This window comes from Cryptosporangium minutisporangium (assembly GCF_039536245.1).
GTDB classification, from domain to species: Bacteria; Actinomycetota; Actinomycetes; order Mycobacteriales; family Cryptosporangiaceae; genus Cryptosporangium; species Cryptosporangium minutisporangium.
In genome coordinates, this window is the sequence record NZ_BAAAYN010000023.1 from 95,207 (window position 1) to 112,495 (window position 17,289).

Consider the following 17,289-nt stretch of genomic DNA (forward strand, 5'->3'; position numbering starts at 1 on the left):
ATCTGATGTCCGTCGAGACCGACGCGCCGAGGCGCGACCGGAGCCACCTGCTCCTCTACTCGATCATCGCCGCTGTCTTCGTCATCCTGGCGATCTGGGGGCTGATCGCCTACCCGGGCGTCACCGAGAACGCTGAGGCCAGGCAGAAGGCCGATCGGACGATCGACGCGATGGAAGAGGCCGGATTGCCGACGCCGTCCCGGGACTTCCTGGTTCGCACGCTCGGCACCGACGGCGGCTTCCCGTGCCGCGACCCGGGCGGCGCCTTCGAGAAGGCGGTCTGGAACCTGCAGCTGACCAACGGGGCCGCCCACGTCGGCGTACGGCCGGTGCTGGTTACCCGCAACCTGGTGCGCGCCGAAGCCATCGTCCTCGGCGTCTACTGCCCGGACCAGCTGGCGACGTTCGAGCGCTATCGCGACAGTCTCCGGTACTCGTAGACCCGAGGAGCGATCGTGACCCAAGCCGATCAGCGACGATCCCTGCGTGGCAACAGCCACCGCGCCACCGGCGAACCCGCCCCGTTCACCCCGGACGATTTCACTGCCCGGATGGCCAGGGCCGCCCGCGCCGCCGGCGAGGCCGGCTTCCGCGGGATCCTGGCCACGCCGGGACCCGATCTGCTCTACCTCACCGGCTACGCCCCGGTGGCGGTCACCGAGCGGCTCACGCTGCTGATCGTCCCGGCGGACGGTGACCCGACGTTGATCGTGCCGACGCTCGAACGCCCGGACGCCGAGGCGGCGCCGGCCGCCGAGCGGCTCATCGTGCGGGACTGGGGAGACGGCAGTGATCCGTACCGCCTGGCTGCCGGCGTGCTCGACGCCGGCGGTCGGTACGCGATCTCCGACTCGGCGTGGGCTCTGCAGTTGCTCGGATTGCAGGCCCAGCTGCCCGGCACCGGTTTCGCTCCGCTGACCACCGCGCTGCCGATGCTCCGGGCGGTCAAGGACGCCGACGAGCTGCAGCGGTTGGCGGCTGCCGCGACCGCCGCCGACCTGACGTACGGTGAGATTCTGAGTGTCCGCTTCGCCGGTCGCCGGGAGAACGAGGTTGCCCGCGACCTCGCCGACCTGCTGACGAAGCACGGCCACTCGCAGGTCGATTTCACGGTCGTCGGCTCCGGCCCCAACGGCGCGAACCCGCATCACGAGGCCGGTGACCGGGTCATGCGGGTGGGCGACACCGTGGTGTTGGACTTCGGCGGCCTCAAGGCCGGCTACGGCTCGGACACCACCAGGACGGTGAGCATCGGGGAACCGTCCGCCGAAGTACGGCACGTCCACGAGGTGGTCCGTCAGGCACAGGAGGCTGCCTTCGTCGCGGTATACCCGGGGGTGACCTGCGAGGCCATCGACCGGGTCGCGCGGCAAGTCATCACCGAGGCCGGGTACGGCCCGCACTTCGTGCACCGCACCGGCCACGGGATCGGCCTCACCACTCACGAGCCGCCGTACATCGTCGAGGGTGAGAAGCAGCCGCTGGAGCCGGGGATGTGTTTCTCGATCGAGCCGGGCGTCTACCTACCGGGACACTTCGGTGTCCGGATCGAGGACATCGTCACGGTCACCCGTGACGGCGGCCAACGCCTGAACGAGACCAGCCACGCGTTGGCCGTCGTGGACTGAACCCCTGCGCACGTGGCGACCGGCCGGTGCCCACCCCGAGGGGGGTGGGCACCGGCCGGTCAGCGTCCGTCACGCCGCAGCAGCAGGCGGCTCACGCCGCAGCGGCGGGCGGCGCCACGTCGCTCCGGAGCATCGCCTCGCGCCGGATCGACGCGGCGAGCCCCAGTTCGCAGAAGCCGATGACGATCGCCGTAATACTGATCGTGAGAACGATGGTGGCGAGCGACAGCGTCGGCCAGAACAGGAACACGCAGCCGGCCAAGACGGTCACGGTCCCCACCACGATCAACCAGATCCGCACGCTGCCGTGCACCCGGAACGCGAGGAACAGCGCTGACGTGCCGTCGAGGATCCAGAGCACCGCCACCAGGGCGGCCAGCACCCCGACACTGGCGGCGACGTCGGCGAGACACAGCACGCCGCCCACCACGAGCACCACTCCGATCGCGAGGGTTCCCGCCGGACGTTTCATCGAGAGACCCAGCAACACCCGGGCCACTCCGACGACCACGAGGCCGAGGCCGAGCAGCACGGCCACTACCCGCAGGGTCGCCTCGGGCCAGATTAGAACCGCCACTCCGAGTGCGACCCACGCCATCCCGAGGGCGGCCTCCCCCAGCCATGCGCCGCTCGGCCCGGTCGTCCGCCCCACTGATCGCGTCGCCATCGTCGTCCTCCCCTGCGGCCGCGGGCCCGTAGGCGGGCCCCGACGCGAAGCGTGCCGCCGACGCGGGGGCGTCCGGCTCACCCGGCCGGAGTGATTCCCTCCCGGCGAGTGCCTCGCCGACGAGCGAGGCGCCACCCTCCGCCCGCCGGCGCCGACCGAACTACAGCTGGTAATACGCGTCACCCCGAGCTGCCTCGGACCAGTCGACCACGCCGGTGATCTCGTCCCCGTCGACGAACACGTGCGTGACCTGCAGGTCCCCGTGCGTGAACACCGACGCGCAGGGTCGCGCGCTCGGAGTGCGCGACGACTACCTCGACCTCCATGCGGTCATCTTCGCGGGGATGACCATCGACTTCGCCGGGTTTGTCACGCGATACCCTCACTGGCATCGACCCAGCTCGCGGAGGTGCCTGAATGACCGGCGTGACACTGCGCCGCACCGCATGAGCGTTCCCGACCGGTGCCCGTGCGGCTCCCGCCGGGAGTACGCCGAGTGCTGCGAGCCGTTCCACCTCGGGGCCGCCGCGCCGACCGCCGAGGCGCTCATGCGCTCCCGGTACAGCGCCTTCGCCCGCAGCCTCGCTCCGTACCTGCTGCGCACCTGGCACCCCTCGACGCGCCCCGATCATCTCGATCTGGACGCCGAGATCACTTGGCGCGCCCTACAGATCGTCGACACCGTGGACGGCGGCCCGGACGACGACACCGGGGTCGTGGAGTTCCGGGCGATCGCGCGCTCGGCGGACGGCGAGCGTCACGTGCAGCACGAGCGCAGCACGTTCACGCGCGTTGACGGCCGCTGGTTCTACGTCGACGGCGGGTCGGGACCGCTGCTCCGATAAACAGCCCCTTTCCACGCCCGCGACCCGGCTGACAACTACGTGTGGTGTGGGCGATCGCCCACACCACACTTAGTTGTCGGCGGCTCGTCGTTCTCGCTGAACGGCGCTGGCGGCAGCGAGAACCTCCTCCACGACCGCCTCGGGAGCTTGCGTGCCGTCGATGATCGTCGCGCCGAGCCGCCGGTACGTGGACTCTGTAATGACGTTGTCGTCCAACGCTGCGGCCAACTCCTCCGGGTGCTGGCCGAACGCGTTCGTGGTGCGGCTCGCCAACCGCGTCGCCACCGTCTCGTCGTCGACCACCAGGCAAATCATGAGGTCGAACAGATCCCGCACCTCGTCCTCGTTCTCGACTGATCCGCAGAGGAACACGGTCTTACCGGCGGCCCGCGCCGCGAGAGCCTCGACGCGCGCACGGTCGATCTTCCATCCGAAGCGATGCAACCACCCGCGGGGCGCCGGGTAGGGCGGACTGACCACGATTCGGTCGGTGGTCCGATCCACCCAGTGGTTGTAGCCCTCCCAGTCGGCATCGACCGCGTCGTGCCCGTGGCGCTTCAGTAGCTCGCAGACCGTGGACTTTCCTGCGCCGGAATTCCCGGTCACCCAGATCACGGACACCGGCGAAGCATCACACACCGATCGAGACGTGGTGCCGTTCTGAACCTTCCACACCCCCGCAAATCCCGCCGGACCTCACCCAGGTCCGTCTATGGCTCGCCGAACGGTGACGGGAGTGGTCCGCCGCCCGAGTGGGCATCAGCCAGGGTGCCGCGTTCACTATGACGGGAGGACTGCATGCACTGGGCGTCGTTCCTGAGCGCGTCCATCCTCTTCGCCTTCGCCGGTGCCGGCGTCTGGACGGCTGTGAACAGGCGCGCGCTGACGAACGGTCCTCAGCGCCAGGAGCCCTCGTTCCCGCAGCGGCTCGCGAGGCGGATGAGCGGCACCCACGAGCTGAACGCGCCAGCGCTGTGGTGGTTCTGCGCGCAGTTCGCACTGCTCGGAACGGGAGCGGCCCTCAACGGCTTCGCCCACCTCGCTCGACCGAACGCCCTCGGGTGGTCGCTCACCGTGCTCGCGTTGCTCTCGATGGCGTCCGGACTGGTCGCCGGCGTGGTCGCACTCCGGAAGCGATCCGAGGAACCACGCGTCCCGCCGCGCTGAGCGCGAGAGGGTCCGCAGCGATCGACATTTGATCCGGGCCGATGGTGCCGCTCTGTCGCATCAGGGCGGCGGCGCGGGCACCTCGGCCACCCAGTACATCTGCTTGTGGCCACGTGCCTCGAACTCCGCCGCGAGCGCTTCGGCCTCCGCCCGCGAATCCTTCCGGACGATCTCGTACCGGTTGCCGTTGTCGTCCTGTCGCCAGACAGCCCATCGCGCTGGGTGCGGACCGTCCGCAGGACCACGGGCGTCTATTCCGGACGGCGGTTCGGTGGACACCAGGACATAATGCCCGAGCGGCGACACTGCCGCCGCGGGCGGCGTCACATGGTGCCTGGCATCGCCTGCCCTGCAACCCCGAGCCTCGATCGCTCCGTCGTACGGGTATCTCTCGTCCGACAGGAGTCCGGCCATGCGCAGAGCAGACGACGAACGGTTCACGGCCTTCGTCGAGGAGCGGATGGACCGCTGGCGACGCAGCGCGTACCTGCTGTGCCGCGACTGGCACACCGCCGACGATCTGGTCTCGACGACCGTCACCAAGCTGTTCCAGAACTGGCGGAAGGTGTGCGCCGCAGGCAATCCGGAGGCGTACGCACAGCGCATCCTGACGCGATCGTGGCTGGACGAGCGTCGTCGTCCGTGGCGCCGGGAGCACGCGAGCGACGAATTGCCCGACCGCGGATCCCTACCCGACGACCGCGTCGAGGACCAGGCGTCGCTCGAGGCCCTGCTCGACTCGGTCGGCCCGCGGCAGCGCGCAGTACTGGTCCTGCGCTACTACCTCGACTTCAGCATCGAGGAGACCGCAGAGATTCTCCGGATCGCGCCCGGCACCGTGAAGAGCCAGGCGGCCCGCGGGCTGGCTTCCCTCCGGGTGCGGTCCACCCCTCGGCGTCCGTGACCAGCCGCCCCACCCCTAGGGAGACGACCATGAACCAGCAAATGTTCGATGACCTGATCGGTGAGCCGCCGCCCTCGACGGTCGACGTCCATCGGATCGTCCGCCGGGTCCGCCGCGTGCGCAGGCTGCAGCGATCAGCGCTCGCGTTCGTCGTCGTCCTCGCGATGGCCACCGGTGCCAGCTACTTCCAGACCGGGACGCAGTCGGCCGCGCCACCGGTCGCGGTGGATACCCGGTTCCGGCTGGTCGTCGACACCGAGGAGGCGGCAGAGGTCAGCGGCGCCCGCTTGAGCGAGGCGTACGACGAGGCGCTGACGAAGGCGGCGCCAGGCTTCCGCTGGCGCGAGGGTCACCCGCCGGTCATCACGGACCGGGAGGCAACAGACCTGTTCACGGTGACCGGATCGATCGACTACCGAGGCCGCTCCGGCCTGCTGCTGCTGAGGGTGGAGGGGCCGTACGACCCCGGCCCGTGCAAGGGCAGCCCGGCACAGTGCGAGGAGGTCCGGGAGGCCGTCAACCAGGACGCGGTCAGGTCCCTCACGTGTACGGCGCAGGGCGACTGCAGCGCACGGAAAGGTCCGCAGGGCCAGGCGATGACGGTCCGGCACTGGCGAATCTCGCCGAAGGCCGACTACACCGAGGTGCGGATCGCGCTGCCGGAGAAGCGCGTCCTGATCCTGGAGGCCCACAACCAAGTGGTGACCAAGGAGCAGCTGGTCGCGGTCGTCTCGGATCTCGCCGGCCAGATCAAGTGACTCGCGAGCGAACGGCGGCCCGGCACAGCCGGGCCGCCGCCCGCTGATGGGCAGCGGTGGGCGTCATGCTTTGAGCAGCTGTTCGCTCAGCTCCCAGAGTTTCTGGGCGGACTGCGGGTCGACGGCGTGCGCAGCGACGTCGGACGTGGCGGCCTCGGGCGCGCCGGAGTCGGTGGACGCCACAGAATCGCGCAGCCGGGCGATGTCGTTGTCTTTCAGGTAGACGCCGCCGATGCCGGTGAGCAGTGGGCTGGCTGCGGCGAACACGATGGTGCTGGCGCCTTGCTGCGGTGTCTTCTTGTCGTGCTCGGGTTCGATGATCGGTCGGCCGGCCTCGTCGATCAGTCCCATGGCTGAATTCGTCGCCCGAACCTTGTCCTCCGGCATCGACGATCCCAAGCTGGTGCCGACGACCATGCCCGGGTGCACCGCGTAACCGTGGATCCCCGCGTCGCCCCAGCGTCGATCCAGTTCGACGGCGAACAGGACGTTGGCGGTCTTGGACTGGGCGTACGCAACGAAGGGCCGGTACCCGGTGGTGAAGTGCGGGTCGTCCCAGCGGATGCCCCCGATGTGGTGGGCGGCGGATGACACGTTGACCACACGAGCACTGTGTGCGGCGCGCAGCGCGGGCAGTAACTGCAACGTCAGCTGGAAATGGCCGAGATGATTGGTCGCGAACTGCGATTCGTAGCCCCGGGCGTCGCGCACCAGTGGGCCGCCCATGATCCCGGCACCGTTGATCAAAATGTGCAGCGGACGGCCGGAGTCGAGGTAGCGAGCGGCGAAGGCGTCGATCGACATCGGGTCGAGAAGGTCCAGCCGGCTGATCTCGACCCGCTCGATTCCGGCCAGCGGCGGGGCGGCGCGGTCCGGAGCACGCGAGCCCACGACGACCGACGCGCCGGCCTTGCTGAGCGCACGGGTGGTCTCCAGACCGAGCCCCACGTGGCCGCCGGTGACGATGACGTTCGTACCGGACAGATCGATGCCCGAGAGGACATCGTCGGCCGTTGAGGCGGCGGTGAAGCCCGTACCGATGGGCTGCTGCTTCTGCGTCATGTCGCTACCTTGCGGGAACCCGCCGCCGCCGTCTGCGTCATCGACCAAGTCGCCCGCGCCCGGCCGCCTCGGCGCGTCAGGCGAGGTCGCCGGCGCGCCTCATCGCCAAGCCGATCGCGACGGCTCCGAAGTACTGCGCGAGGCTTTCGACGTCGGTCTCCTCCCACCGGGCGCCTCGGCCAGCCGAATCGATCTCGAACCGAATGCACCGTAGGTCGGCGTCGATGAAAACGCCATCCTGCCGGTTGTCTTCTCCTCCGATGAGTCCCGCCAGGATGACGTCCGACTCGTGCATGCCGTGGGCCCGGAGCAGCGTTCGGAGGTCGCCGAAGTCGGAGTCTTCGCGAAGCAGTTCCGTGAGCTCCTCGACTTCCTCACGCAACGCTTCGTCCCCGTCGGAAAGCTCGGCCACGAAAGCCAGACTGGCTGAGCTACGTCAGGATGTCGAGGTGGCGATGCGGTGGTGTACCGGTTCCCGGCTGGGCCCCGCCCTTCTGGCCACGGTGCTGGCGGTCTCGGGCTGCTCACTCAACCCCAGCGACTTCGAGTTCGACGACCCACCGGGACCCGCTGACTCAGCGGTGACGTCGTACGGTTCCGAGTTGGGGGCCCGAGTGCGCCTGGTCGGTCGCGGCGCTCCCGACGGGGCCACCTTGCCGGACGTCTACTCGGGCAGCGGCCCCGGTGACGTCAGATTCGATCCTTCCGGCCGGTACGCCGCGATCGAGGGGGACCTCGAGCCCAACGGCTTTCCGACGAGCACCACCCTTCTGGACCTGACCACCGGCGAGGCCACCCAGATCACGCATTCGGAGACGTGCGGCGGCATCCCCCTGATCGTGTTCGCGACCGACTCCCGCACCCTGATCCAGCGCGAGTGCGAGCGGGCGCGACTACGAAAACACACGCCGGAAGGATGGGAGTCGACCGGAGCGAACCTCGCCCTGGACGACGCGGAGAACATCTGGGCACTGTCAGCGGACGGACGCATCCTGACCTACGGACGCAACCGCCTGCGCATACGCTCGGCAACCACCGGCGCGCTCCTCGGCGACCATCCGGTTCCGCGGGAGATCACCGCCGACGAGCTGAACGGAGCGACGGGCACCTTCGACGGAGAGAACCGACCCCTCTTTCTGACCTCTTCCGGCGTGTGGCTACTGGGCAGCACCGAGCCGCCCCGGCGATACGCACCCGCCCGCTGTCCGGTCTCCTGCGAAACAAGCCTCGCCGGCCAGAGCCCGGACATGATCGCCTGGACCATCCAAGGCACCAGCCCCGCCGAAGGCGCACCGCAACTGTGGACACTCGACCACACCGGCACGATCACCGCGCGAGGCACCGTCACCGGCGGCGCGACACCGGACTACCTCAACTTCTTCCTGGCCGATCGCCTCCTGCGACCCGGCCCCGACTTCCTGAGAACACCCCAACTGAGGGTGTGAGCGGCGGCGGCGCGCGGGCGGTTCCTGGCACTCCATCGGACGCCCGACCGCGCCGAAGAGGTCATCGGCGACCTCGACGAGGTGCGGCGCCTCGTCGGAGCGACAAGCTAGCAGGCAACCGAATCCCGTTCTCGCTGCCTCTCCTCATCGACGGGGCAGTCCGGGGCGAAGGGAACGTGTGCTCGACCCATGGGAACAGGCGTACTTGGAGTTCGCCGGGGAACGCCTGCCGGTCCTGCGCCGTCTGGCCTACGTGCTCTGCCAGGACTGGCACCGCGCGGACGACCTGGTGCAGGGCGCGCTCGTGCAGCTCTACGTCCACTGGGAGACGGTCAGCGCCGCGACCGACCGGGCCGCCTACGCGCGGACCGTACTGATGCGTGTCTTCCTCAACGAGAAGCGCACGTTCTGGGGTAAGCGCGTGGTGCTGGTCGACGACGTGCCGGACCGCGAGGTCACCCGCGAGCCGGACACCGCGGCGTCGGTGACGCTGCGGGCGGCGCTTGCCGGGCTGCCGGCCCGGCAGCGGGCGGTGCTGGTGCTGCGGTTCCTCTCCGACCTGTCGGTCGAGCAGACCGCCGAGGCGCTGGAGTGCTCCACCGGCACGGTGAAGAGCCAGACGTCCAAGGCCCTCGCCGCGTTACGGCGCGCCCTGCCGGATCCCGAGCACATCGACCGGTTCACGAGCGGGCCGAGGAGCTGACCATGGACGAGACACGGACCCGAGCCCTGCTCACGACCATTGCGGCCGACGCCGCTCCGCCTACCGGCGTCGACCTGGCCGGCATCGTCAAAATTGGCCGACGCCGACGCAAGCGAGCACCTCGATGGATCGTCGCCGCGGCAGCGGCAGTCGTTCTGCTCCTGACGATCACCACCGTCGCGCTGCTCCGCCCCGACGGGGAGAAGCCACCGCCGCCCACCGTGGCACCGACCAGCTTCGACCCGCGCACGACGCGGATCGTCCCCGGCTGGCTGCCGGACGGCATCGACAACCGCGGGCACCTCGCCGACCCACGCCGGGAGGCGCACAGCGCGTCACGGGTCGAGGGCGGGATGGTCACGATCACGCTGCTGCCGCGCGGGGGCACGCCACCGGCCTTCGTCGCGATGTCGGAGCCTGGTCCGGCGGTCCGCGGGGCCCCCTCGACCTGGACCGTCTCCTTGGACGGACAGAGGGGCCGGCTCAGCTGGGAATGGGCACCGGATGCTCTCGTCTACATCGACATCTTGCCCTTCAAGGGCTACCCCGACCTGCGGGCGCTGGTCGCTCGGGTGGCCGCCGACCTGCGGGTGGGCGCCGAACGCCCGGCGGCGTTGCCGTTCACGGTGGAGGTCCCTCCAGGGCTGCGGGTGTCGGAGATGGCCGAGAGCCGGTCGGATTCCGGCAACGTAGTGCTGTCGTTCGAGGGCCGCGGAGGTCAGAAGCAGCCGACCGCACGGCTGATGCTCTCGCGGTACTCGCCGAACCGCAGGCCCCGCTTCGAGCCGAACACGACGGCCGGTGGCCGGCCGACCATGGTCGCCGTGCAGGGCGAGCGGGTCGAGGCGGTGCAGATGCTCGGAGGCCACGAGCTCACCGTGTTCTGCCTGCCCTGGAAAGGTCTGACGGGGATCGGCCTGCGCGACGAGTGCATGCGATTCATCGGCAGCGTCCGGCCAGTCGGCGAACTCAACCGGCCGGAGACCTGGAGCACGGCACCGATCCGGTAGCTGATTCCGACGTCTTCGCGTTGGCCGGTCGATCAAGGGCTAGTCGTCCGAGGCCACTCTCGTACGGAAGCCCGGGCCTGGGACGGTCTCGATTTCGGCTGCCGCGACGTGGTGATCGTGTTCGCAGCGGACCTGCACGGACAGGGGAGCGCCGCAACCGGATGCCGTGGTAGGTACGTCGAGCTGCGTGCCGATGCCCTCCAGGCACCACTGCCACCCCTCCCGCAGGCCGTCGACCGCCTTCGCGTCCGCCAAGCCCTCGACCGTGAGCTCCAGTCGGGTCCCGCCCTCGACCGGCAGGAGCAGCACCGTGCAGCGGGAGCGCTCCAGCATGCCCTCCCCCTCGGTGAGCACGTCGAGCACGAGTCGCTCCACCGGCTCGAACACCGCGAAGGTCGCCGTCTCGCGGTACCCCTCGCCGGCCGGACGCGGGCCGAATCGCAGCCGGTAGCCCCCGCCCTCGCGGGCGTCGACCTCGCACGTCGACACACGCCAGTCGGGGTCGGGGCAGGCCCAGCGCTCCAGCAGGTCGGCGCGGGTGAAGGCGGCCCACACCCGCTCGGGCGGCGCCGGGTAGGTGCGGTCGAGGTCGAACGAGAGGAGCGGGGCGGTGGTCACATGTCCTCCAGGAGGGTGCCGAGAGCGTCCAGCCGGGTCGACCAGAGCGCCTGCTGCTGTGCGGTCCACTCGGCTACGGCGACGAGGGCGTCGTCTCGCAGCCGGCATTCGCGCACGCGGCCGCGCTTGACCGTCGTCACCAAGCCCGCCTCCTCCAGCACGCGGACGTGCTTGAGGACGGCGGGCAGCGACAGCGACGTCGGCGCCGCGAGATCACCGGCGGTCGTCGGCCCGCGGGCGAGCCGCTCGACGATGGCGAGGCGGGTCGGGTCGCCCAGAGCCGCGAACTGACGGTGAACCATACGGTTTACTGTTGCGCCCGGACGTGACCGTGTCAACCCACCACGAGACCGTGGGTCAGCGGACCTGTTCGGCGAGCCCGACGAGGATGCCCTCGGGGCCGCGGACGTAACAGAGGCGATAGCTGTCGTCGACGCCGGGATCACCCGGCTGGTGCTGGTACCGCACCAACTCCCCGACGAGTTCGGCGCCGTGGTTGCGCAGGCGCTCCAGCACGTCGTCGATGTCGTCGACGGCGAACATGATGCGGCGAATGCCCAGCGTGTTGGCGGGTGCGTTCTTCGGCTCGGCGCTGATCGCCTTCGGTGCGTGGAACATCGCGAGCTCGATTCGGCCCTGGCCGTCCGGGGTCCGCAGCATGGCGATTTCCTGTCGGACGTCGTCGATCCCGATGACGCGCTCCACCCAGCGGCCCTCGATGGGGGCCCTGCCGTCCAGCTCCATGCCGAGTTCGAGGAAGAACGAGATCACTGCGTCGAGGTCGTCGACAACGATGAGAACGTTGTCCATCCGCTGAAGCGTCATGCCGGGCCTCCTTGATCCGTGCGGCCGCCTGGCCGCAACCGCCCCGGGGACGGAGCCGTCGGGCCGTTCTCGACACGCATCGTCTCGCGAGAGGTCACCTGCGCGGGGGCCCTCAGCGACCGGGACGCCGGGGAACCGGTCCGTGCGTCATCCGAGGGAGGGCGTGCCCGTGACCCGCGCGACGTAGGCGTGGGCGCGCGGCAGCACCTGGTCGCGGAGCTGGAGAAAGAGGGCGGCGCTCTGGTGGCCGGGCCAGTCGTCGGGGAGTAACCGGGCCGGCAAGCCGGGGTCGATGTACGGGATGATCCGCCAGCTGTCCAACCCGTGAATCCATGCGCGGAACGCGTCCTCCGGCGCGTCGCCCAGGGTGGCCACCGCGTCGGCGTGCGCCCCGAGGAACGCGTCGTGCCGGGCCCGGATCGACGCGAGGTCCCACCAGCGGGCCGGCTCGCCGGGCCCCCGGACCTCGTTCGCCAGGAACACCGTCGCGTTGGCCGAGAGGTCCAGGTCGGCCAGGATGTCCTCGACCTCCTCGGTCAGGGATTCCGGGCAGATCCAGAGGGCCGGCGACACGGCGCCGCAGCCGATCCACGTCAGTCGACGCCGCAGCTGGTGACGCACGTCGCGGTTCTGCTCCGGCACGGAGTAGGAGATCAGGCACCAGCGGTCGTTATCGGCCATCGAACGGGGCTGGAAGATGCGCCGGTCGCCGCGTTCGAGCATCGGAACCGCGTCCGGGGCGAGCGCGTAGCCGGGCACACCCTCTCGGTTGTCCGCCTCGAGCAGCCCTTTGGCCTTGATCCGCGCCAGCGCGGTCCGGGTGCGCGACTCCGGGAGGCCGACGGTTCCGGCCAGCTCGACGAGGTGCGCGACCGCGATCCAGCCACCGATCCGGCGCAGCGAGGTGCCGACGATCGTCCGGAGCAGCGACGTGGTGCTGCCCGGCGAGGACTCCATGTCGTCGAGGATCACGCGGCCTTCTTCCGGTGCCCGGCGCCCAACTCCTCCGCGACGATCAGCAGGCCGCGGGCGACCTCGGTGAAACTCGTGGAGAGCGGGGAGAGCCCGACCCGCATGCCGTCCGGGTGGCGGAAGTCCGGCACGACGCCGCGCTCCCAGAGCAACGGCACGAGCTCCTGGAAGTCCGGATGGTCGAGCGTCACGTGGCCGCCGCGCAGGGCGGCGTCGCGGGGAGTGGAGACCCGGACGTCCAGCGGGGCGAGCAGCTCGTCGGAGAGCTCCAGCACGAACTCGGTGAGCGCGATCGACTTGCGGCGGATGGCGTCCAGGCCGGCCTCGTCGATGAGGTCGAGCATGTCCCGCATGGGGAGCATGGCGAGCACCGGCGGGGTGCCGCTGACGAACTGGCGGACGCCGGTGGCCGGCTGGTAACCCGGCCTCATCGCGAACGGATCGGCCGAGCCCATCCAGCCCTGGATCGGCTGCCGGGCCTCGTCGTGGAGCCGGCTGGCGACGTAGGCGAACGCCGGTGCTCCGGGACCGCCGTTGAGGTACTTGTAGGTGCAGCCGACCGCGAAGTCGACGCCCCAGGCGTCCAGCTCCACCGGGACGACGCCGACGGAGTGGCAGAGGTCCCAGATCACGAGCGCGCCGGCACGGTGGGCGATCGCAGTGATCGCGGACACGTCGGCCAGGTAACCGGAGCGGTACGCGACCTGGCTGAGGACGACCATCGCGGTGTCGGGGCCCACCACCGCGGCCACCTGCGCGGGCGTCACGCCAGCCGACGGGTCGGCGTCGATCCAGCGGAGCGTCGCGCCGCGCTCGGCGGCGATGCCCTCCAGGACGTATCGGTCGGTGGGGAAGTTCTCGGTGTCCAGCACGATCTCGGCGCGGCCGGGACGCGCGTCGAGAGCGGCCCTGGCGACCTTGTAGAGCATCACGGTCGTCGAGTCCCCGACGACGGTCTGCCCAGGCGCCGCGCCCAGCGCCACCCGGCCGATCGTGTCGCCCAGCGTGGTCGGCGTCTCGGTCCAGCCCTCGTTCCAGGCGCGGATCAGCCGGCCGCCCCAGGTCTCGTCGACGAACCGCACCAGGTGGTCCCGGGTCGCCAGCAGCGGGCGGCCCAGCGAGTTCCCGTCCAGGTAGGCGACGACGTCGGCCGGCACGAACCGGTCGCGGAACGCGGCCAGCGGGTCGGCGGCGTCGAATGCTTCCGCGCGGTCCAGCGTCATCTCAGCCCCCGATCCGCGCGCGGACGCTGTACAGCTCGGGGAAGAACGTGAGGTCGAGGGCCCGGCGGAGGAACGGCACACCGGACGAGCCGCCGGTGCCGGGCTGGGTGCCGATCATACGCTGCACCGTGCGCAGGTGACGGAAGCGCCAGAACTGGAACGCGTCCTCCAGGTCGACCAGGTCCTCGCAAGCCTCGTAGACGTCCCAGGCCGCGGCCGGGTCGTCGTAGACGCCCTCGAACACCCCGATCAGCTCCGGCGCCTCGACCCAGCCTTGCCGCACGTCCCGGCCGAGCACGCTGGCCGGGATCGCGTAGCCACGACGAGCGAGCATCCGCAGGAACGCGTCGTAGAGGCTCGGTTCTCCCAGCAGCGTGTTCAGCGTCTCCCAGGCGGGTGGGTCGGCCTCGAAGACCGCGAGCATGTCGGCGTTCTTGTTGCCGAGGAGGAACTCGACCGCCCGGTACTGGTGCGACTGGAAGCCCGACGACGGGCCGAGGATCGTACGGAACTCCGCGTACTCGCTCGGCGTCATCGTGGCCAGCACCGCCCACTGCTCGGTCATCGTCTCGAGGATCCGCTTGACCCTCGCGAGCCGCTTGAGCGACCACGACAGCTGATCGGCGTCGAGCAGCTCCCGCGCGGAGCGCAGCTCGTGCAGCATCAGCTTGAGCCAGAGCTCGGACGTCTGGTGCTGGATGATGAACAGCATTTCGTCGTGGTGGGCCGGGGCGCTCAGCGGCTGCTGCGCCCCGAGAACCAGGTCCAGACGGAGGTAGGACGCGTAGCTCATCGCGTCCCGGAAGTCCGTCCGCACTCCGCTTTCGAGCGGGCGCTCGCCGTTGCTGATGCTCATGAGAAGTCTCCGTCCCCCTGGTCTCCTGACGAGGCTATCTCATGAGCGTGACGACCGTAAGGACTGTGAGAGGTCGCCGATTCGTAGTCAGCCCCCCGGCTCCAGGGGCGCGCCGAACCAGTGGGTGAGCGCTTCGCGGAGCGCGGGCGCCGCGGTGTCCGCCGGTTCGCTGACCGCCGCCACCCAGGCGACGTGGGCGTCCGGGCGGATCAGCAGGGCGTCGGCCGGTCGATCGTCGGTCTTGGCGGTACGGATCTCGACGCGGTCCGCCCAGTCCCCCGCGATGTCCCGGAGATCGGTGCGACCGGCCAGGTCGAGGAAGACCGGCCGGGCGCGGTCCAGCAGCCCGGCGACGCTGGTCTCGCCCCGGTCGGTCTGCAGCGTGAGATCGGGTGCGAACGTGCCGATCAGCGGATGCGAGTTCCCGCCGGGGTAGCGGAGGTCGGCGCCGGCGATGAGGGCTCCGATCCGGCGCCGCGCCGGCTCGTCGACGAGCAGTTCCTGGAAGACCTGACGGAGCGCGTCGGCAGCGGGGTCGTGTCCGCGCCGCAGGGCGACCTGAGCACGGGTCTGGAGCAGCGCACGGGCACCGGCGTACTGCCGCTCGTCGTGGTAGGTCCCGAGCAGGCCGGGCGGTGCCCAGCTCTGGATCTCCGCGGCCAGCTTCCAGGCGAGGTTCACCGCGTCGAGCATGCCGAGGTTGAGCGCCGCGCCGGTGGCGGGAAGCAGGTGGGCGGCGTCGCCGGCCAGCAGGACCCGCCCGTCCCGGTACCGCTCGGCCTGCCGGTCCTGGAACTGCCAGCGCGACAGCCGCCGCGCCTCGCCGAGCGGCAGATCCCCGCCGAGCACCCGCCGGACGCTGGCCCGGAACTCGGGAAGCGTCATCGGTTCGTCGTCGTCGTACTCGACGGGCTCGTCCTCGATGGTGAAGACCGACATCGTGCCGCCGTTCGCTCCGCCGAACCCGAACAGACCGCGCTCGGTCCGGGTGAAGCCGGTGCGGATCGTGCCCAGCCCGGGAACCTCGAGGTCGCCGTTGTCCAGCCGGGTCACCGAGTCGGGCACGGTGACCACACCCAGCCGGTTGACCTCGGGGTAGGTAGTACCCGGGAACGGAATGCCCGTCAGGTCACGGACGCGGCTGCGCGGACCGTCGCAGCCCACCAGGTAGCCGGTGGACACCTGGTACGGAACGGCCGGGCCACGCACGTCCACGGTCACCGTGGCGCCGTCCTGGCTCACCCCGGTCACCTCGTGTCCGCGGCGGATCTCGGCGCCGAGTTCGCAGGCGCGCTCGTCGAGCAAGCGCTCCAGTCGCGACTGCGGAATCGCCATCGCGTGCAGCGGGGACTCCACCAGTTCGGTGAGGTCGACGTGCACCCCACCGAACGGGACTCGCAGAGGCGGGTGAGGATCGTCGCTGGCCGAGCTGAACCAGGCCAGCAGCCCGCGGTAGCGCAGGAGCTCCAGGATCTGACCGCCGAGCCCACTGGCTTTCGGGATGTCCCGGATCTGCGGATGCCGCTCCAGCACCAGCGGTCGCACGCCCGCCAAGCACAGCTCACCGGCGAGCATCAGGCCCGTCGGGCCGGCGCCCACGATGATCACGTCGGCATCGCTCACGTATCCACTCTCCTGTTTCCGCTGGTGAACCCCGTCGGCGGAGGATTCTGCGGCACCAGGTGGGTCTTGCCGCAAGCCCTGGGGTGCGCTATAGCTTGAAGCTGGCGGAGAGTTCCGGCTCGGTCGGAGCACCTCCCCCGGTCAGCGACCGGGGTCGAGCGCCGGACCGACCATCGAGCCGGCGGATCCCTCCGCCAGCGCGTGCCGCAGCCACCGCGCGGAGGAGCTGACGTGCAGCAGCGCTGCCGCGCGGGCCAGTTCGGGGTCGCCGGCGGCGAGCGCGTCGTAGATCGCCTGATGCTCGGCGAGCGTCTGCGCCGCCGCATCGGCGTTGAGCAGTCCACGCCACACCCGGGCCCGCGCGGTTCGCCCGGAGAGCCCGTCCAGAACCGACGTGAGGGACTGGTTGCCGGTCGCGGCCACCACGGTGCGGTGGAAGTCCATGTCGTAGCGGACCAACTCCTCGGCGTCGGCGGCCGAGGCGCGCATCCGTCCGAGTAGGAACTCCAGTTCGGCGAGGTCGTCGGCGGTGATTCGGAGAGCCGCGGCGGAGGTGGCGGCCGGCTCGAGCATCGAGCGGATCTCCATCACCTCGAGCAGCGTGTCGTCACGCAACAGCTCGACCGCCGAGCCGAGCCCGCCCAGCAGGAGATCGGGAGCGAGGCTCGTGACGTAGGTGCCGTCGCCCGGCCGGGCGTCGAGCACGCGGGCGAACTGCAGCGCCTTGACCGCCTCCCGCATCGAGTTGCGGGAGATGCCGAGCTGCGCGGCCAGCTGGTTCTCCGGGGGCAGCCGACTACCGGGCGCGAGGTCGCCGGCCTGGATGAGACCGCGGATGCGGGCGATCGCCTCGTCGGTCAGCGACAGCGGTACCACCTCTTCGGTTGCAAACATCCCAGGGATCTACGGCGAACCCACGCTAGACGGGCTCTCCTCGCCCGGCAAGAGCGGCAGACCTCCGAGGGTTGTTACCGGTTCGTTAC

At 70.4% G+C, this 17,289-nt stretch carries 22 protein-coding genes and 1 pseudogene; 9 read left to right on the forward strand and 14 right to left on the reverse strand.

Annotated elements, in window-relative coordinates:
• Positions 1-5 precede the first annotated feature (5 nt).
• Both ABEB28_RS17150 and ABEB28_RS17155 read left to right on the forward strand, forming a co-directional pair.
• Complete coding sequence (locus ABEB28_RS17150; protein WP_345729114.1) at positions 6-440, forward strand: hypothetical protein; 435 nt, start codon at positions 6-8, stop codon at positions 438-440.
• 111 nt (positions 441-551) lie between these two features.
• Positions 552-1,628: a M24 family metallopeptidase gene (locus ABEB28_RS17155; protein ID WP_345729465.1), complete on the forward strand. Its 1,077-nt coding sequence runs from the start codon at positions 552-554 to the stop codon at positions 1,626-1,628.
• Between the two features lie 91 nt (positions 1,629-1,719).
• Here ABEB28_RS17155 and ABEB28_RS17160 read toward each other — a convergent pair whose 3' ends face one another.
• The gene (locus tag ABEB28_RS17160) at positions 1,720-2,295 is read right to left on the reverse strand and encodes a DUF308 domain-containing protein (RefSeq protein WP_345729115.1); all 576 of its coding nucleotides are present in this window, start codon (positions 2,293-2,295) and stop codon (positions 1,720-1,722) included.
• 163 nt (positions 2,296-2,458) lie between these two features.
• A pseudogene (locus ABEB28_RS17165) lies at positions 2,459-2,584 on the reverse strand (phosphotransferase); the annotation flags it as partial.
• A 157-nt stretch (positions 2,585-2,741) separates the two neighbouring features.
• Between ABEB28_RS17165 and ABEB28_RS17170 the strand changes: the two are divergent.
• Positions 2,742-3,140 carry a YchJ family protein gene (locus tag ABEB28_RS17170; protein ID WP_345729116.1) on the forward strand — a complete coding sequence of 133 codons (399 nt, stop codon included), beginning with the start codon at positions 2,742-2,744 and terminating at the stop codon, positions 3,138-3,140.
• A 69-nt stretch (positions 3,141-3,209) separates the two neighbouring features.
• Here the strand turns inward: ABEB28_RS17170 and ABEB28_RS17175 are convergent, their stop codons facing one another.
• Entirely contained in the window at positions 3,210-3,761 is a 552-nt protein-coding gene (locus ABEB28_RS17175; RefSeq protein WP_345729117.1) for an AAA family ATPase, read from the reverse strand.
• Positions 3,762-3,938: 177 nt separating this feature from the next.
• On the opposite strand from ABEB28_RS17175, the gene ABEB28_RS17180 reads away from it, so the two are divergent.
• Positions 3,939-4,307 carry a hypothetical protein gene (locus tag ABEB28_RS17180; RefSeq protein ID WP_345729118.1) on the forward strand — a complete coding sequence of 123 codons (369 nt, stop codon included), beginning with the start codon at positions 3,939-3,941 and terminating at the stop codon, positions 4,305-4,307.
• A gap of 60 nt (positions 4,308-4,367) precedes the next feature.
• Here ABEB28_RS17180 and ABEB28_RS17185 read toward each other — a convergent pair whose 3' ends face one another.
• On the reverse strand, positions 4,368-4,586 hold the full coding sequence (locus tag ABEB28_RS17185; RefSeq protein ID WP_376980256.1) for a hypothetical protein: 219 nt from the start codon (positions 4,584-4,586) through the stop codon (positions 4,368-4,370).
• Between the two features lie 133 nt (positions 4,587-4,719).
• On the opposite strand from ABEB28_RS17185, the gene ABEB28_RS17190 reads away from it, so the two are divergent.
• A complete protein-coding gene (locus ABEB28_RS17190; RefSeq protein WP_345729119.1) occupies positions 4,720-5,211 on the forward strand; it encodes a SigE family RNA polymerase sigma factor in 492 nt (163 codons plus the stop codon).
• Positions 5,212-5,240: 29 nt separating this feature from the next.
• On the forward strand, positions 5,241-5,969 hold the full coding sequence (locus ABEB28_RS17195; RefSeq protein ID WP_345729120.1) for a hypothetical protein: 729 nt from the start codon (positions 5,241-5,243) through the stop codon (positions 5,967-5,969).
• A gap of 63 nt (positions 5,970-6,032) precedes the next feature.
• On the opposite strand, the gene ABEB28_RS17200 is transcribed toward ABEB28_RS17195, so the two are convergent.
• Both ABEB28_RS17200 and ABEB28_RS17205 read right to left on the reverse strand, forming a co-directional pair.
• Complete coding sequence (locus ABEB28_RS17200; protein WP_345729121.1) at positions 6,033-7,031, reverse strand: SDR family NAD(P)-dependent oxidoreductase; 999 nt, start codon at positions 7,029-7,031, stop codon at positions 6,033-6,035.
• A gap of 76 nt (positions 7,032-7,107) precedes the next feature.
• Complete coding sequence (locus tag ABEB28_RS17205) at positions 7,108-7,443, reverse strand: hypothetical protein (RefSeq protein WP_345729122.1); 336 nt, start codon at positions 7,441-7,443, stop codon at positions 7,108-7,110.
• 241 nt (positions 7,444-7,684) lie between these two features.
• Between ABEB28_RS17205 and ABEB28_RS17210 the strand changes: the two genes are divergently transcribed.
• The 3 genes from ABEB28_RS17210 (at position 7,685) to ABEB28_RS17220 (ending at position 10,189) form a co-directional block, all read left to right on the forward strand.
• Complete coding sequence (locus ABEB28_RS17210; protein WP_345729123.1) at positions 7,685-8,476, forward strand: hypothetical protein; 792 nt, start codon at positions 7,685-7,687, stop codon at positions 8,474-8,476.
• Between the two features lie 178 nt (positions 8,477-8,654).
• Positions 8,655-9,179, forward strand: a complete 525-nt coding sequence (locus ABEB28_RS17215; RefSeq protein ID WP_345729124.1) for a SigE family RNA polymerase sigma factor — start codon at positions 8,655-8,657, stop codon at positions 9,177-9,179.
• Positions 9,180-9,181: 2 nt separating this feature from the next.
• Positions 9,182-10,189: a hypothetical protein gene (locus tag ABEB28_RS17220; protein WP_345729125.1), complete on the forward strand. Its 1,008-nt coding sequence runs from the start codon at positions 9,182-9,184 to the stop codon at positions 10,187-10,189.
• A 39-nt stretch (positions 10,190-10,228) separates the two neighbouring features.
• On the opposite strand, the gene ABEB28_RS17225 is transcribed toward ABEB28_RS17220, so the two are convergent.
• From ABEB28_RS17225 to ABEB28_RS17260, 8 genes are all read right to left on the reverse strand, one after another.
• Complete coding sequence (locus tag ABEB28_RS17225; RefSeq protein ID WP_345729126.1) at positions 10,229-10,807, reverse strand: SRPBCC family protein; 579 nt, start codon at positions 10,805-10,807, stop codon at positions 10,229-10,231.
• Positions 10,804-11,109, reverse strand: a complete 306-nt coding sequence (locus tag ABEB28_RS17230; protein WP_345729127.1) for an ArsR/SmtB family transcription factor — start codon at positions 11,107-11,109, stop codon at positions 10,804-10,806. Before ABEB28_RS17230 ends, ABEB28_RS17225 begins: the two co-directional genes overlap by 4 nt.
• Before the next feature lie 55 nt (positions 11,110-11,164).
• The gene (locus ABEB28_RS17235; RefSeq protein WP_345729128.1) at positions 11,165-11,632 is read right to left on the reverse strand and encodes a VOC family protein; all 468 of its coding nucleotides are present in this window, start codon (positions 11,630-11,632) and stop codon (positions 11,165-11,167) included.
• Between the two features lie 147 nt (positions 11,633-11,779).
• Complete coding sequence (locus ABEB28_RS17240; RefSeq protein ID WP_345729129.1) at positions 11,780-12,604, reverse strand: PaaX family transcriptional regulator; 825 nt, start codon at positions 12,602-12,604, stop codon at positions 11,780-11,782.
• Positions 12,601-13,827 (reverse strand): kynureninase, encoded by a 1,227-nt coding sequence (gene kynU, locus ABEB28_RS17245; RefSeq protein ID WP_345729130.1) that lies wholly within the window; start codon positions 13,825-13,827, stop codon positions 12,601-12,603. Before kynU ends, ABEB28_RS17240 begins: the two co-directional genes overlap by 4 nt.
• A 1-nt stretch (position 13,828) precedes the next feature.
• A complete protein-coding gene (locus tag ABEB28_RS17250) occupies positions 13,829-14,683 on the reverse strand; it encodes a tryptophan 2,3-dioxygenase (protein ID WP_345729131.1) in 855 nt (284 codons plus the stop codon).
• 87 nt (positions 14,684-14,770) lie between these two features.
• Positions 14,771-16,306 (reverse strand): FAD-dependent monooxygenase, encoded by a 1,536-nt coding sequence (locus tag ABEB28_RS17255; protein WP_345729132.1) that lies wholly within the window; start codon positions 16,304-16,306, stop codon positions 14,771-14,773.
• Positions 16,307-16,447: 141 nt separating this feature from the next.
• Entirely contained in the window at positions 16,448-17,173 is a 726-nt protein-coding gene (locus tag ABEB28_RS17260) for a FadR/GntR family transcriptional regulator (RefSeq protein WP_345729467.1), read from the reverse strand.
• Positions 17,174-17,289: the final 116 nt, after the last annotated feature.